The 16,299-nt window shown below is 40.8% G+C and carries 13 protein-coding genes; 7 read left to right on the top strand and 6 right to left on the bottom strand.

What is annotated here, in order from left to right; genetic code table 11:
- Window positions 1-139: 139 nt before the first annotated feature.
- Window positions 140-577 (top strand): DUF3995 domain-containing protein, encoded by a 438-nt coding sequence (locus AQ505_RS18090; RefSeq protein ID WP_062549469.1) that lies wholly within the window; start codon window positions 140-142, stop codon window positions 575-577.
- Between the two features lie 11 nt (window positions 578-588).
- On the opposite strand, the gene pdxR is transcribed toward AQ505_RS18090, so the two are convergent.
- Entirely contained in the window at window positions 589-2,058 is a 1,470-nt protein-coding gene (pdxR, locus tag AQ505_RS18095; RefSeq protein ID WP_197286221.1) for a MocR-like pyridoxine biosynthesis transcription factor PdxR, read from the bottom strand.
- 116 nt (window positions 2,059-2,174) lie between these two features.
- Between pdxR and AQ505_RS18100 the strand changes: the two genes are divergently transcribed.
- Window positions 2,175-2,639, top strand: a complete 465-nt coding sequence (locus AQ505_RS18100; protein WP_062551099.1) for a cupin domain-containing protein — start codon at window positions 2,175-2,177, stop codon at window positions 2,637-2,639.
- Between the two features lie 31 nt (window positions 2,640-2,670).
- Window positions 2,671-3,570: a dihydrodipicolinate synthase family protein gene (locus AQ505_RS18105; RefSeq protein WP_062549471.1), complete on the top strand. Its 900-nt coding sequence runs from the start codon at window positions 2,671-2,673 to the stop codon at window positions 3,568-3,570.
- On the opposite strand, the gene AQ505_RS18110 is transcribed toward AQ505_RS18105, so the two are convergent.
- From AQ505_RS18110 to AQ505_RS18125, 4 genes are all read right to left on the bottom strand, one after another.
- A complete protein-coding gene (locus AQ505_RS18110) occupies window positions 3,567-3,812 on the bottom strand; it encodes a hypothetical protein (protein ID WP_062551100.1) in 246 nt (81 codons plus the stop codon). The two genes, AQ505_RS18105 and AQ505_RS18110, sit on opposite strands and share 4 nt — an antisense overlap.
- A 63-nt stretch (window positions 3,813-3,875) precedes the next feature.
- Window positions 3,876-6,248: an ABC transporter permease gene (locus tag AQ505_RS18115; RefSeq protein ID WP_062549472.1), complete on the bottom strand. Its 2,373-nt coding sequence runs from the start codon at window positions 6,246-6,248 to the stop codon at window positions 3,876-3,878.
- Window positions 6,249-6,383: 135 nt separating this feature from the next.
- On the bottom strand, window positions 6,384-6,914 hold the full coding sequence (locus AQ505_RS18120) for a DUF1572 family protein (RefSeq protein WP_062549473.1): 531 nt from the start codon (window positions 6,912-6,914) through the stop codon (window positions 6,384-6,386).
- A gap of 49 nt (window positions 6,915-6,963) precedes the next feature.
- Window positions 6,964-8,124, bottom strand: coding sequence for an MFS transporter (locus AQ505_RS18125; RefSeq protein ID WP_062549474.1), 1,161 nt, complete (start codon window positions 8,122-8,124; stop codon window positions 6,964-6,966).
- Window positions 8,125-8,310: 186 nt separating this feature from the next.
- Between AQ505_RS18125 and AQ505_RS18130 the strand changes: the two genes are divergently transcribed.
- Window positions 8,311-8,709, top strand: a complete 399-nt coding sequence (locus tag AQ505_RS18130) for a YtxH domain-containing protein (protein WP_062549475.1) — start codon at window positions 8,311-8,313, stop codon at window positions 8,707-8,709.
- Between the two features lie 434 nt (window positions 8,710-9,143).
- Here the strand turns inward: AQ505_RS18130 and AQ505_RS18135 are convergent, their stop codons facing one another.
- The gene (locus AQ505_RS18135; protein WP_062549476.1) at window positions 9,144-10,298 is read right to left on the bottom strand and encodes an MFS transporter; all 1,155 of its coding nucleotides are present in this window, start codon (window positions 10,296-10,298) and stop codon (window positions 9,144-9,146) included.
- A 165-nt stretch (window positions 10,299-10,463) separates the two neighbouring features.
- On the opposite strand from AQ505_RS18135, the gene AQ505_RS18140 reads away from it, so the two are divergent.
- The 3 genes from AQ505_RS18140 to AQ505_RS18150 all read left to right on the top strand — a co-directional run bounded on the left by AQ505_RS18140 (window position 10,464) and on the right by AQ505_RS18150 (window position 16,207).
- On the top strand, window positions 10,464-13,244 hold the full coding sequence (locus AQ505_RS18140; RefSeq protein WP_062549477.1) for a TonB-dependent receptor: 2,781 nt from the start codon (window positions 10,464-10,466) through the stop codon (window positions 13,242-13,244).
- An 11-nt stretch (window positions 13,245-13,255) separates the two neighbouring features.
- The gene (locus AQ505_RS18145) at window positions 13,256-14,581 is read left to right on the top strand and encodes a DUF4876 domain-containing protein (protein WP_062549478.1); all 1,326 of its coding nucleotides are present in this window, start codon (window positions 13,256-13,258) and stop codon (window positions 14,579-14,581) included.
- A 72-nt stretch (window positions 14,582-14,653) separates the two neighbouring features.
- Window positions 14,654-16,207 (top strand): DUF6850 family outer membrane beta-barrel protein, encoded by a 1,554-nt coding sequence (locus tag AQ505_RS18150; protein WP_157262473.1) that lies wholly within the window; start codon window positions 14,654-14,656, stop codon window positions 16,205-16,207.
- Window positions 16,208-16,299 lie beyond the last annotated feature (92 nt).

Raw genomic sequence — 16,299 nt, forward strand, 5'->3', positions numbered from 1 at the left:
GAAATAAAGCAGCCCATCGGATTTCTAATGGAAATGACTATTTCTGAGCTATCGGAAAAGAAATGAAAATATATTTCTTCGCTCTATAGGATGAAAACCGAAAGTATTGCGATATTGCGACCCTTTTTTAACTATAACTATGATGATGTTTTTCCTGGTTGCAATCAATGCAATGATTTTTCTTTTCCTAGCATTTTTACATATCTATTGGGCATTTGGCGGCACCTGGGCATTGGAAAATGCACTTCCAGTTTGCAGCAGCGGCGAAAAAGCCTTACAACCTGGTAAAACAGGAACCTTAATGGTCGCCATGGGCTTGATTATTTTTGCCTTCATTACTGTAGCCAACACTGGATTGATCGGTAGTTTTATTCCAATGAACTATATCCATATTGCTACTTATTTCATTGCTGGAATCTTTTCATTACGTGCCATTGGCGATTTTAAATATATTGGAATGATGAAAAGTGTGAAAGGAACAGGATTTGCAAAAGAAGATACCAGAACTTATATTCCTTTGTGTTTATTGATCTCCCTTTTTAGTTTATCTATTCCACTGATGTCTTGTGGAAAATAAGCTGCAACTGATCATTTCACTAATAAAGCGGCAATCAACCTGATGCCGCGTTCCATTTCTTCGGCTTCCAAAGAGGCATAACCCAGTCGCAGTGCATTCAAAGGCTGTTCATCAAAAGAAAACCGCTCTGTAGAAATCACCTGAACGCCAGTTTTCAACAGCTGTTCTACTAGATGAATGGTATTTACAGGTTGTTTAAAGACCAGCCAAAAGGCAAGTCCACCTTCAGGAAGTTCGTAATCTGCCAGCCCTGTCATATATAGATCCAGGTATTTGACCATCATTGCTCTTCGTCCCCTATAAATTCCTAATGCCCGTTTAGCATGCTTATTTACCAGTCCTTCTTCCATCAATTCGGCGACCGCGTTTTCCATTACCGGATCTCCCTGACGATCAATTGTCATCCTCAATGCCGCTAAAGAATCTATAAAGGCTTCCGGTCCGGCCACATACCCCACCCTTACCGCAGGTGCAATCAGCTTACTCAAAGAACTGATATAAATCACATTATGTGCCGCCTCATAACTTGCCAGAGGCTGAAAGCTCCTGGACCCGAAATGATAATCATGGTCGTAATCGTCCTCCACAATGGCAAAACCATATTGATTGGAAAGATTTAGCAGCTGCAAACGGCGATCTGCCTTCATACTCCTCGTAGTAGGAAATTGATGGTGAGGCGTCACATACACTGCTTTTATCGGCTGGACCTTACAGATCTCCTCCAATTGCTGCAAATTGATGCCTTGTTCATCTAATCCAACAGGGATCATGGTGGCACCTGCACGCTGAAACACATCAAATGCGGGTCTATATCCAGGGTTTTCTATGGCTACAAAATCTCCGGCTTTCACCAAAACCTGAGCGGTTAGGTAAAGTGCCATCTGACTTCCTCTGGTAATACAAATCTCGTTGACATTAAAATTCAAGCCCCGATCCATGCTCAGCATGGTGGATATCGCTGCACGAAGTCGCTCCTCTCCCCTCTCATTTGCATAACCTAACATACGCCAACGTGCTTTCTGCTGGAATATCCTTTTATAAGCCCTGGCCAATTCATCCAATGGGGCCAATTTCACATCAGGTAAACCGTCATTAAAGACGATTAAAGGCATATCACTTGGAACTTCTGATGGACTTCCCCTATGATATGCCGTAAAAGAGAAGTTTTTCAAAGCAGAAATACTGTCCTCATTGATTTGTTTACGCCTAACCTTTTGCTTAGGCAGTTTTTCTGAGACAAAGGTTCCTTTCTTGTAAACAGTTTCCAGCCAGCCTTCTGCAATCAATTGCTCATAGGCTAAGACCACTGTTTTTCTATTGACGGTGATGTCTTCTGCCAGAATCCTGCTTCCCGGCAATGACATACCAGGCTTTAGTCTCCCTTTTAAAATTTCAGCAATAACACCATCAGCAATCTGCTGAAAAACAGCTTTATCTGTTCCCAATTCAATGTTTAATAGCGTTTTCCAAGGTCTCAACATCTGGCCCATTAGTTTTAGTAAAAACTGGATGATTTTAGTCGGCCAAAAATAAACAAATTTTGCAGTATCAAAAAGGAATTAAACTTTCCTATAATTCATCATTAAATCAAAAAATCATGAGTACAACAGCAAACAACAAATTCTTATCATCAAAAGATTTCCATCAAACTTTTGCCCGTCCAAATTACCAGCGTCCTGAAAAGTTCATCCATAAAAATGTAGAACAGGCAGGCATTCATGATCAGTTCTCCTTAGAAAGAAAACATCCGGTATTTTTTGTAGACCTCCCCACGAAAAATGTGAGCATGACGATTGGCGGACTTTTACCGGGCCAGCTGACCAACAAACATCGCCACACTTACGAAACTGTCCTTTTTGTCATTGAAGGAAAAGGTTACACAGAAATTGAAGGCGAAAAAGTAGAATGGCAGGCCGGAGACGCGGTTTACATCCCGGTTTGGGCATGGCATAGACATCAGAATAAGAGCGACAAAAATCCCGCAAAATATATTGCCTGTGAAAATGCACCGCAGTTACAGCATTTAGGGGTAGCCCTTCGCGAAGAAGAAGGAAGAGATTAATCATAGAAAACAGCAATTAAAAGACAATCCCATGCAGAAATCCATATTTAAAGGCATCATTGCCTATCCTATCACTCCATTTAATCAGCAGGAACAGATTGATATCCCTCTTTTCAAAAGACTAACGGAAAGGATGATCATAGCTGGCGTACATGCCATTGCACCACTAGGCAGCACTGGAGTGATGCCTTACCTCAGCGATGAAGAGAAAGAAGCGCTTACCGAAGCGACCATACAACAAGTTGCCGGAAGAGTTCCTGTGCTAACCGGTGTGTCCAATCTCACCACTGAAAGAACCATTTATCATGCAAAATTTGCCGAAAAAGCCGGTTCTGATGCGGTCATGATTTTACCAATGAGCTATTGGAAACTAAGTGACCTAGAGATTTTCGAGCATTATGAAGCAGTGGCTGCTGCGATTTCTATCCCGATCATGGCCTATAATAATCCTGCTACCGGCGGTGTAGATATGTCGCCATCACTATTAAAAAAGCTGTTAGAAATCCCAAATGTGACCATGATTAAGGAAAGCTCCGGAGATCTCCAGCGGATGCATACTTTACGTAAAGAACTTGGAGCGGACCTTCCTTTTTTCAACGGTTCTAATCCATTGGCATTAGGGGCATTTACCGCAGGAGCGAGCGGCTGGTGTACGGCAGCAAGTAATTTGATTCCAGAATTGAACATTGCCTTATATGAAGCCATCTTAAGGAATGATTTAAAGCGGGCACAGGAACTATTTTACCAGCAATTAGATCTCCTAAAATTCTTACTGGCAAAAGGTTTGCCTAGAGCCATAAAAGCTGGACTGGAATTACTGGGTGAAGATGCAGGGCAACTCAGGGCGCCTTTAAAACCTCTTTCAGCAGTAGAAATTGAAGTGTTAAAAGGTTTATTGCAAGGCTGCGAATTGGCTGTCAGAAGCAATTAATCAGTGTGCTTCTTTTCTAATGACTGTGCTTCTTTTTCTCTTTCTCTAACATGGTCTGCCAATTCATAACCAGTAGCTTCCGTTCCTTTATCATCCATAAACAGTAAAACGATCAGAGAAATTATAGGGATTAGAAAAGAGATAAAAAACCAGAACCAAAAGCTTCTGCCCATGCTGAAAGCAAGAATGCCGGCTACAGTCTGAGGAATTAACAAAACACAGATGAGGAGTATTTCTGGCATATTTTGAATGCTATGGCTGAAAAAATCCCATAGCATTCAAATATAAGCAATTTGTCAAATTTATTAATCGGCTTTAATACATTGAATCGGGTTCACTGTTGCGGCCTTAATTGCCTGAACGGCTACTGTTATCCAGGAGATCAATAAAGCCAATACCCCAGCAGCAACAAAATACCAAAGCTGCAGTTCTATTCGATAAGCAAAAGTATTTAACCAGTATTTGGTCATGATATAGCTAATGGGCAAGGCAATCAGTATGGCCGCAATGACTGGTTTGGTGAAATCTTTAGATAAGATCATGATGATACTTGCTTCTGAAGCACCCAATACTTTCCTGATACCAATCTCTTTCAATCTTCTTTCGGCAGTAAAAGTGGCCAATCCGAATAAGCCAAGGCATGAAATAACCATGGCTAAGGCGGAGAAATATCTGGACAATACGGCTACCCTGGTCTCTGCGACATATTGCTCCTGAAAGTCTTGATCCAGGAACCTATAATTTAAGGTATAACCAGGATTAAATTTTTTATAGAAATCCTGGATTCCTACAATTGTTTCTTTTTCCGATCCGCCCTTTATCTTAATCATAACCCGGGTCAGGTCTTTCTCTGCGTATTTAAAAAACAGGGGTTTCACCTCCTGATGCATGGATTCATAATTAAAATCCTTGATCACGCCTATAATCTGAAAATCTTCTCCCCAGATACCAAATGTTTTACCAATTGGATCTTTAAGCTTCATCATTTTTATGGCGGCTTCATTCACCAATACCTTTGAGCTATCAGCACCAAACTTGTCAGAAAAGCTTCTTCCCAAGGCCATTTCCATCCCTAATGCTTCCACCATGTCGACACCAATTCTTCCTTTCTGGAATTTGATAACTTCTTTTGGATCCATTCCTTCCCATTTAAAAGTACCTGTTGTGCCACTCTGATCTCCTAAAAAGGTTCTATCCATTCCACCTGCTTTAATGACGCCTGGTATCTTTCTAACCTCGCTGAGGAAAGAACCGACGTTATCCTGCAGTCTTCCTTCTGTTTCAAAGTACATCACATTGTCTTTCTGGTATCCTGGATTTCGGGTTTGTACAAATTCAATTTGTTTATAGATGACAAAAACGGAAACAATGAGGATCACTGAAAGCGTAAATTGAAAAACAACCAGGCCTTTACGCGTCCATAATTCGGCCATGGTAGCACCTAACTTGCCTTTTAATGCAGCTGCAGGATTAAATCCAGACAAGTATAAAGCGGGATAACTTCCTGAAAACAATCCTGTAAACAAGACAATTCCCAATAAAACAACCGTCATTTTTAAATCGAAATGAAGGCTTAGACTTTTCCCGGTAATGCTATTGAATTGCGGCAGAAAGAGTTCTACACAAAGTAAGGCGAGAAACAATGCCAACACGGTTAACAGGATAGATTCAGATAAATATTGAAAAATCAAGGATTTACGGCTCGCACCCATCACCTTTTTAATCCCTACTTCCTTCATTCTTCTGGAGGCTTTGGCTGTAGATAAGTTCATAAAGTTGATGCAGGCGATCACCAGAATAAAAATAGCAATCAGTGAGAATAACTTCACATAATCAATCCTTCCACCGGCAACCACACCATTTTCATACCTTCCATACAAGTAAGCATCGGCAGCCGGCCTGATAAACAGCCTCCGGTAAGGATGGCCTTTTTTAGCCATAAAATCTTCAATCTTGGCTGCAAATTCCCGAGGGTCAGTTCCTTTTTTCAATAGCAGAAAAGTATTAGGTCCCAGGTTTTGCCATTTCAAATAAGTACCTCCTTTAAAAAGCACATCCAGGGTGACCAGAAAATCAAAATGTTCTGAGGAATTGGCAGAAATATCCTTAAAAACCCCAGAGATTAAGACATGGTTATCACCTTTTATCTCAGAATTATTCCAAACCATCTCTTTTCCAACCACATCTGTAGTATGGAATAGTTTTTTAGCGAGGCTTTCGGAAATCACAATGTTATTTTTTCCTTCCAGTGCCTCCGAGGTATTTCCTGCAACTAAAGGATAGGAAAAGAGTTTTAGAAAATCTTTCCCGACAAATTTACCGCCTGCTTTTATCCCTGGATCATTTCCAGTTTTTACTTTACTTTCTGCTAACCAAAAGTTAGGTGAAGTGGTTACTGCTCCCTCTACTTCAGGCATGTCTTTAGCCAGGGCTTCCCCGAGTAAGCCAGCCGTTGCATCTCTGGTATTGATTCCTGAGGCAGTTTTTTCATTTTCCATCACCTGATACAGCTGATCAGTATGCGCATGAAACCTATCCATACGCAATTCATCCATCACCCAGAGGTAAATCAATAACGCACAGCAGAGACCGGCAGTAAGCCCCATCAGGTTAATTAAAAACGAGCTTTTATATCTTTTGAAATTCCGGTAGATCAGTAAAAGATGATGTCTAAACATAATGACAGGTATTTTTGCAAGGTGATAGCCAATCTATATGCCAGTCGCTAAATAGCCCATGATAGCTAAAACAAGCATTATTATGGAAATAGCTGTCCATAAGCGGACAGCACACTGTTCAAAAACGGACAATAATTATTGCTGTTGATCTTTGAGCATTTTTGCATTATGCGCTGCTGATTTTCCTTTTGGAATCGACAAAGACTGCCAATCCCCATCACGCAGCATTTTACCTATAAACACCAATTGTCCGATATGGTAAGGATAATGAGCCAACTGGCGATTTACAGCGGCTATTACGGAATGTTTAACTTGTCGGATGGTGATCTCTTTGGTAAGATCTTCTACCTTTAAACTGTTGATCAAGCTCAGAAAGCAATCCCAACCTTTGTTCCAACAATCCATCAGTGCTGTTCTGGTAGCAATTTGCTGGTTAAATTCGAAATCCCGGTGTCTGTCTTCTTTCTCTCCATCACTGGTAAAAAAATCAGTCCACCGGGATATCATATTACCTGAAAGATGCTGTACAATGACCGCAATGCTGTTACTTTCTTCATTAAATTGCCAAAACAATTGCGCATCAGAAAGTTGATCCATCGTTTGCTCTCCCAAATTTTTATAGTATGCCAGCTCATGCCGCACACTTTTAAGGTATTCTTCGCTCATCAAATAAAAATACAACTTATTATTTTCATAGGAACGAATAGCGAAATTATTACTGAGCTAATGACAACCTTTTAGTTCTGGAAATCAGCAACCAGGCAAATACTGCACCGATCAGGGCCATTACTGTCCCTACCCAAACTGGGGAGGTATAATCATAACCCGCAGCCAGTGGCAAACCTCCTAAAAATGCCCCTAGTGCATTTCCAATATTGAAACTCGCCTGACTCACTGAAGCGGCAATCATTTCAGAGCCTTTGGCCGTATTGATCATCAGCATCTGTATTGGGGCAGCTACAGCAAACGCAATTGCACCGGTAATAAAAGTCATCACCAAAGAAAGCGTCTGATTATAAGAAACATAATGAACGATAAATAAAGAAACGGCCATAGCAATCAAAAGAGAAACTGAGGCTTTCGCTGGGGAGAAACGATCCGCCAGTTTACCGCCAATAAAGTTACCCACCAGCATTCCTAAACCGGCAAGTACCAAGATGTAAGTGATGGAATCTGCGGAGAAACCAGAAACATCGGTCAGCAATGGGGCAATGTAGCTGTACCAGGAGAACAATCCACCTGTACCAATAGCAATCATCAAAATGATCAGCCAGGCTTCCGGAAGTTTGAAAAATGCCAGTTCTTTTTTCAGGTCTCTGTCTTTAGTTGCGGAAAGGTTAGGCATCCATAATTTCAAGCTTAAAAGTGTGATTAGCCCTACGATTACAATGATCACAAAGGTGTATCTCCAGGAATAATGGTGACCAATATACGTTCCAAGCGGCACTCCTATTACGTTAGCGATGGTTAAACCGGCAAACATTAAGGAAACAGCCTGAGCTTCTTTACCTTTTCCGGCAATGCGGCTAGCGACTACAGAACCTACACCAAAGAAGGCCCCATGGGGAAGTCCGGCAAGAAAACGTGCAGCAAGCATCATGCTATAATCCGGAGAAAAAGCAGACAAAGCGTTAAAAGCAGTAAACATCACCATCAAGGCGATCAGGATTTTTTTTGGAGGATAACTCCCGGCAATGGCCACTAAAAGCGGCGCACCTACCACTACCCCTAAAGCGTAAGCAGAGATCAAATGACCAGCCTGAGGGATGGTAATGGCTAGATCTTTGGCGATATCTGGCAATAGACCCATCATTACAAATTCTGTAATGCCAATTCCAAGTCCGCCAAGGGTTAAAGTAAGTAAGCTTTTCTTCATAATCAACTGCAAGTTAGTGTAATAAATACACCATGCAAAATTAACTAATTCATTTGCTTTATTTCGTCTTCATTCTGTCAAATAGAATCTGTTTAATTTGTTTTTTTTCAAACACTTTGGAATGCTACTTGTTGGTACATCACACAGGTTATCATCCAATTAGATGAAACCACAAAACCTAATCCCATGAAATACAATAATTATCGTAACGCAATTTCTTCATTAACCGCTCATAAAACTGATTCTACTATTCCGGTAGTGGCACTCTTAGCAGGATTGGCCATTGGTGCCGCGATAGGTGTGTTATTTGCACCAAATAGTGGAACAGATACCAGAACAAAAATAGCTGACAAGGCAAAAGATCTTTCCGATGCGGCAAAGGAAAAGTTACACCTGGCTAAAAGTAAAGTCTTATCAGAAGCAGATCAATTGGCTGAATTAAAAGATCAGGCAGTGGATAAAGCGAAAACAAAATCAAAAGAGGCCTTGAATGCAGTGGGTGACGTTGTAGATCAAGTAAAATCTAAAGCTAGGGATCTGGAATCCGATGCAAAACATACAGCAGAAAAAGTGCTGAATAGTTAATTCTACCCCCCCTTTTCTTTCATTTCTTCAAAAGCCCGTTTCTTACGCTGTAAGATTATGGGCTTTTGCTATTTAGTGCCCTTCTGAATTGGAGCTGATCCCAGTATGATCCCAGGTTTTCTTCTGGGTTCCAGCATATTTGAAAGGTCCTTGTACCGGGGTTGATAGGACCATTAGACCTATCAAGGACCTATCACCCCCCTATCAGAGGCCTACCAATGACTTTACAAGTGTACGCACAAGAAGGCCTGAATACCTGCGTAGGCTCTAGTGAAATGGGATGGATCTTGTATCTACAAACAATTGATTTGTATTTCCATTCCTAGCTTGATTTTACAAAACCCATCGTTACTATCGAAAGCATTGTAATAATGGCTAGTATGATTGTAGGTTCAATGTGGAAGGATATTTTAGTGAATCGCTGGTTTCCAGCACTAGGCAACTTCTTTATCTGCGGCTTTCTGGTGGTTGAAAAACATCCTGGTGATCGGAATCAGCATCAATCCACATAAGGCAAAAATGATAAAGGAAACCCTAAGGTTGAAAGCATGGGCCAGATAACCGATCAATGGAGGGCCTAAAAGCATTCCGGTGATCGAGTAAGTGGCAATAATGGAGATGGCCATGCCCGGAGAATATTTTTTTGAGGCACCAGCCAATGCATAAGACATTGGAATAATGGATGCTGTACCAAATCCTACTAAAGAGAAACCAATCATTGCAGGCCAGAAAACCGGAAAGATGATGGCCAGACTAATTCCTGAAACGATAAATCCTGCACTCATGATATAAGTTTTCGGCATTCCGATTTTACCAATGATGATGTCTGATAAGAACCTGGAAGCTGCCATAAAGGTCATAAAGATCAGGTAACCATAAGTGAAGATCTCCACTTTAATCACCTCCTGAAAGTAAATTCCAGACCAGTCGAACATTCCTCCTTCGCAAATTGCGCATAAGAACACCACAATCCCCAGGTAAAAGATATAAGGATCAGGTTTACTCAGAATCAATTTATTACCGGTTTTAGCACGGTCGCCACTGAGCAGGAACTGATATGAATAGAGCGTAATTCCCAGCATGATCACAGCGACGATGGAAAAATGGAGTTGAATAGAAACGTTTAATGCCAGTAAGGCTGTAGAAAGTGTAATTCCGGCAATTCCACCAATACTCCAATAGCCATGAAAAGAACCAATAATTTTCTTTTCAAATTGTTTCTGTAAGGTTAAAGCTTGAGTATTTACGGAAATATTAAAAATTCTGGTGGTAAATGCGAATAAAATTACCGCGCCTACCAGGCTATAGATGTTGTGTGCAAAGCCGATCAATGCTAATGAAAAGGCATTTAAAGCGTATCCCCCGGCCAATGGCACCTTGCTATTGAATCGGGAAATCAACCATCCCGAGATGGGTAAGCCCAGTAATGAACCTATTGGCAAGGCCAATAAGATACTCCCCAACTCCGCTTCATTCAGATCAAATGCCATCTTAATCGTTGGAATTCTTGATGCCCAGGTTGCGAAACTAAAACCAGAGATGAAAAAGAAAAGACTTAGAAAGAAACGATGTTTTTGCTTTGAAATCATTGGCCGAAGAATTATGGTACAAAAGTAAGCATTCATTTTGTACGATTCTTCTATTTTCCAGCGCATCAGACAATTTCAGGAACATCTAGATAGAATTATTCTAAATAAGTTGTTTTATTAGTGTAAAAAGTACACTTTTGCAGCGGGGATTAGAATCAGTCTAAATTGAAATTACTTTACACAACACTGCTATTAATAGTTTCAACGGCTATTTACGCGCAAAAAAAAGCGGTCATCACTGGAAAAGTGAATGACGAATCACATCAGCCTATTGATTTGGTGAACATTAAACTGCAGGAAACCAATCAGTATACCATCACTAAAAAAGACGGAACTTTTACGATTCAGGTCTCAGAAGTGAATAACCAGGAAATTAATCTGGAGTTTAGCTATATCGGTTACAAGAAAATCACCAAACAGGTTTTCATCAATAAAGAGCAAATCGATTTGGGGGTCATTACCCTTAAAACACTCGACTTGAGTTTAAAAGAAATCTCAATTAACGCAAAAAGAAATGGAGATGGTTCCTCAAATTCATCCATTATTATTGACAGGGACATGATTGAACAAATTCCCGCATTGAGCTTAAACGACCTGTTGAATTTAATTCCAAACCGAAAAACCAGTCCACCTTCCTTACAAAACGTACAGAATTTAACCTTAAGGGCAGCTTACCCAGATCGGAATAACGGCAGGGATGCTTTTACGCTGAATAATTCCTTTGGGGTTGCCATCATTGTAGATGGTCAGGCGATCAGTAATAATGCAAATATGCAGAGTTATAATCCTGGTTTAACTGGATTATCGGGTTCTTCGATTGAAAAACCTCACAGCTGGGGCTTATCTGGGGCAAGAAACCCGGCATACTCTGGCGACTATGCATTTGGAGGTACCGACCTCCGACAAATTCCGGCAGACAATATTGAAAGTATAGAAGTGATTGCGGGTGTGCCATCCGCAAAATATGGCGACCTCAGTGATGGAGCTGTAATTGTGGAACGTCAGGCAGGTGCTGGTCCAGCTCAGATCCGCATGCAGCTCAGAGACAATGCCACCTCCTACTCTTTTTCTAAAGGAACAAAATTGGGTCATGATCTTGGTGCTTTAAATATGGGTTTAAATTATGTCAATTCATTTTCTGATAACAGGGAAAAACTGAAAGCTTACAAGAGGATCAATGCCAATACGATGTGGACGAATTCTTTTGGCCGGGAAAAGCAATTAAAAAACACCTTCAGCCTCGATTACGGAAGAAATCTGGATGGGGTTAAACAAGATCCTGACGATCCGAAATCCACTAAAACCAGATTCGACAGCTGGAATTTTGGCATTGGCAACCGGATGAATTACCGCTTGAATGGTAATTTTCTGAAAAATATCGGGTTAAATTTAAAATACACTGAAGGTCATCAGCAAACTTATTTAGAAGAATTGAGGAATGTGGCCTATATTCTATATTCTGAGGCTACAACTACGGGTATTACCGAGGGTCAGTTTGCTTCTGGAATTTATAATGCCATTTCACTGGTAGATGGCCGCCCGGTAAACCTTTCGGCAAAGCTCGACTTCAATGCTGAATTCAACACAGGAAAAACCGTCCATTACCTTTCTTTTGGAACAAGTTTCAATTACAGCGCCAATAAAGGAGAAGGACGTATGTCTGACCCTTCAAAACCAAGGAGCGATGCGACCACAAAAGATACAGGAACCTCATTATTCAAATCTACCGGATCTGAAAGGTATTATGATTTCGGTTTGGCTATCGCCCAAAAAGACGTTGGCCTATATGCAGAGGATATATTTAAACTGAAAGTTGCCGGCAGAGACCTGAATTTCCGTACCGGTGTACGTCTGGATGTGCAAAATGGTTTTGCCTCTGTTGCGCCAAGAACCAATATCAATTACCAGGTGAGCGACAATCTAAGACTAGGATTAGCTTACGGTATTGGATTTAAAGCACCAGGGTTGGCACAACGCTATCCTGGCCCCACTTTCATGGAAGTTCCATTGTTAGTTTCCTATAATGGGAAGGCGAATGAGAGTATTTATCTCTTGTACCTGGACCGATACGACCCGACCAATAAGAACCTGAAACCTGCTCAAAATCAAACCCTGGAGTTCACTTCAAATCTGAAAGTAAACCAGTTTAACCTTTCTATGTCGGCATTTTACAAAATGGCCAGAAATGGTATCAATACCGTGGAACAGCTGAGGGTAGTGCCATTACCTCGATATTCAGCAGAGTTTGTAGCTGGTCAGCAACCCACCATCACGCAAACGGGTACAGAAAACCAACTGCTGACGTACTATTCATTTGAAAACAGCTTAAAGTCCAACAGCAGCGGGCTGGAATTCATGATGAGCACTCCAGCGATTAAAGCGATTGCCACTTCCTTTAACCTGAGTACCGGCATATTCAGGACATCAACTAGCAATCAGTCGAATCAAAGAGACAATCCTGTTGAAAATAGTAACACCAACCTCAACTATGGCCGCATTGGTATTTACAGACGTATTTCGCCGGTCACCTATCAAAGTAACGCCCGTATTTCTGCCACCACTCACATCCCACAAATCAGTTTGATTGCAGAGTTTACGGCAGAATTTGCTTTGCTTCAAAAAACAGAGGTTCCTGACAATGCAGGTATCCCAATTGCCTACCTTAACAATGCTCTTGAATACATTACCATCACAGATTTCAACCCAAAAGACCCTTTATATGGTCACCTGGCTATCTCAAAAAGCTCATATAGAGAAAGTAATCTTCCCAGAATCATTCCCAATTACCACATGAGTATTGGAAAAGAGATTAAAAAAAGGTTCAAATTCTCCTTCAATGTCTACAATGTTTTCAATTACCAGCCTACTTATACCACCCCTGGTGGAACTATTATTAACCCCAATCCCAGCCCTACTTTCGGTGCAGAATTATCATTAAAACTCTAATATAAATACTCATGAAAAAACTTGTACTTAGCCTTTTCCTCGCGGCCAGCTTACTGGCTTGTAAAAAAGACAAAACTCCTGGAACACAGCCAGTAGACATTGACATCAATCTTAGTTTTGACGACCAATCACTGGGATATACTTTACCGCTTGAAAAAATAACCGTTAAAATCACAAATACCCAGAGTAAAGCGAGCATGGAGTTAACTTCAGATGCTTCAGGAAAGCTTGCTTTTAAATCCGTTTCACCAGGAAGCTACGACATTGATGCGAATTTAACGATTTCTGCAGCAGATTATACCAGAATTACCGGGATCCCAACAGATGCCCCAGTGACCTTTAATGCATCCGAAAAAAATAAAAAACTTGATGCTGCTTTCACTGGAGTATTAGACCTCAAATTAATTGCGGGCACACCTGGCGAATGGCTGATCAAGCAAATCTATTATGCTGGTTCCAATACCACTACCGGAGCGATCTTCAGAGATCAATTCCTTGAATTCTATAACAACACCGATCAGGTCTTATATGCAGACAGTCTCTATTTTGCGCAGCTCAATGGAAGGGTGTCCAGCGAATCTCCAAATATGAATTACACGTCTACAGGCCAAATGGATTGGAGCAAATCAATTGGTATGGTGGATGGCGCCAATGCGAACAAAGACTATGTGTATGCGAAAACTTTATTTATGATCCCTGGTACCGGAAAACAATATCCTGTACAACCAGGAAAGAGCATTATTGTGGCACAAACAGCCTTAAATCACAAAGCACCTTTTACCGGAAATGATGGCAAAGTGGTTACTGTGAGAGATCCAGAACTAACAATCGACTTGAGTGGTGCCGATTTCGAAGCTTATTACGGAGATGTTCTTGGTGGAAAACCATTTTCATCAGATATAAACAACCCTCAGGTTCCTAATATTGAAATCCTTGCTTATTCAGGAAATGATATGATCCTGGATGCCAATGGAAAAGACAGTTACGTAATCTTTAAAGTAGATGGCACGCAAAAAGTGAGAGAATGGCCGCAATATTTTGAGCCTTTAAAAGCAGCCCCATTGCCTACAGTGAAAAAATACTTCCAGATTCCGGTAAAATACCTGATTGATGGGGTAGAAATTCAGCCGAATATTGCTTCCAGCCGTTTTCCGAAAAAATTAGGCGCCAATGTTGATGCTGGATTTACCTTCGTTCCTAAGGGAAATTACAGTTCGCAGTCGGTCATTAGAAAAACTGAGAAAACAGTAAATGGCAGGGTGGTATTAAAAGACACGAACAACTCTACGGAAGATTTTATCTATCTGGAGAAAGCAAATCCAAGAGGTTTTCAATAAAATTTGCTGATCATTTAAATAACGGTCATGATCATTATGGTGTTCATGACTGTTAATTATTCCAATTCCCCGATGAAAAAAATATATACGATTGCTTTACTGCTGCAGCTCTGTGCAGCTGCTGCCTACGCTCAAAAGTCAGATTCGACTGCAAGTAGGAAAGCCAGGTCATTTGCCATAGACTCTGCGGCTTATAATTTTTATAATTTCGCAAAAAACAAAAGTTTTTTCACGGCTACTATGCCTGATGGTTTTAATACCCTGAGCTTAGGTCACCAATTGACAAAAGGCAGATTTATGCCTTACCAGGAAAGCAGTAAAACAAATGATACATATTTTGCAACAGAAGGAAAAACTACACTTTCCGATGTAGCCTTATGGGGATCTTTAGTGTACCATAAAATCAGGGAAGATAGCACCCGATGGGCGCATCAAACCAGAAATAACACCACTGCACCGCTATACTATGGCTCGGAAAGGAACGTAAACTACGAACGCTCTGTTTACCAGTTCAATGCGATGGCACAGCGCAATATGATTGGAAAGAATTTACCGCTTGCTTTGGGCATTGATTATCGGATTGGCGATCATTATTCGACTAATGACCCCAGGGCAAAGCTAAATGACTATCAGTTTAACATGCAGGCAAGTCTGGGTTACCACCTTTCTAAAAGACTATTGTTAGGACTGGGGTTTAGATACGGTTATGGAGAAGAGCGAACAGACATCGCTTACAAAAACAAGCAAAATGAAACGAATACCGATCAGCCGCAGTACATCACCCATTTAATCAATGGATATGGAGATCCTGAAATGAAGCCCATCAATAGGGTTTTCCACAACAAGCAATCGCGCAAAGGGATGGATACCTACCTGAACTATGAGGCCCCCAGTTTTGGGACGTTCTCCTGGTCGGGATCTTACCTTAAAGAAACCCAGAATTTCCTCAACAAATTTCCAGACATCACCTATAAAGATTTCTTTAACGACTATTACCTGACCAGCTATAAATTTGACCTGGCTTGGAAGAAAAAGCTGTCCAAATATCAGCTTTTACTGATCGCCAACTACAGTAATTTAGATGGTGAAGATTTTAGTTATAAAGTAAGTGCCAATAATTACCTGTACAACCGGGAACAATGGGGTATAAAAGCAGTCCTGAGTAAACCTGGTAAGACAAGTTTCAACTATGTACTGGAGCTGAGAAAAGATGGAGAAGAACGTCAGGATGGCTCAAAAGCGAACATCCTTTCTTACAGTGCGATTAAACCGGGTTTGGGATTTGGTTTCAACAGGCAGCTTCCGGGGAATCAGAGTTTCGGAATGAATGTGAAAGGTGTATATTCAAAAAATATAAATGATCAGTTTGTAGTTCCAATTATTAATGAAGGTCCATTTACAAAAACGGTCATCTACAACGATTACCTCTATAATACCGCTGATTATTTTAGTGGAACTGTGCAGGCAGACTATACCTTCCCCACTTTCAGACAGATTCAGACAGGAATAAAACTAGGCTTTACTTACAACGAGGCTACACAGTTTAAAAGTTTAGACAGAGCAGTGGCTACCCTACCAGGAAACCAGCGATTTTCTACCAACCTTTCTCTCAACTTCTATTTTTAAGATTTTCAGGAAGAATGCTTTTACTGGTATTCTTCCTTCATTTTTTGATGATCTGTTTTTATCCTTCGTCAAGTTCTTCCTCGATTTAACTT

The organism is Pedobacter sp. PACM 27299 (assembly GCF_001412655.1).
Lineage (GTDB): Bacteria > Bacteroidota > Bacteroidia > Sphingobacteriales > Sphingobacteriaceae > Pedobacter.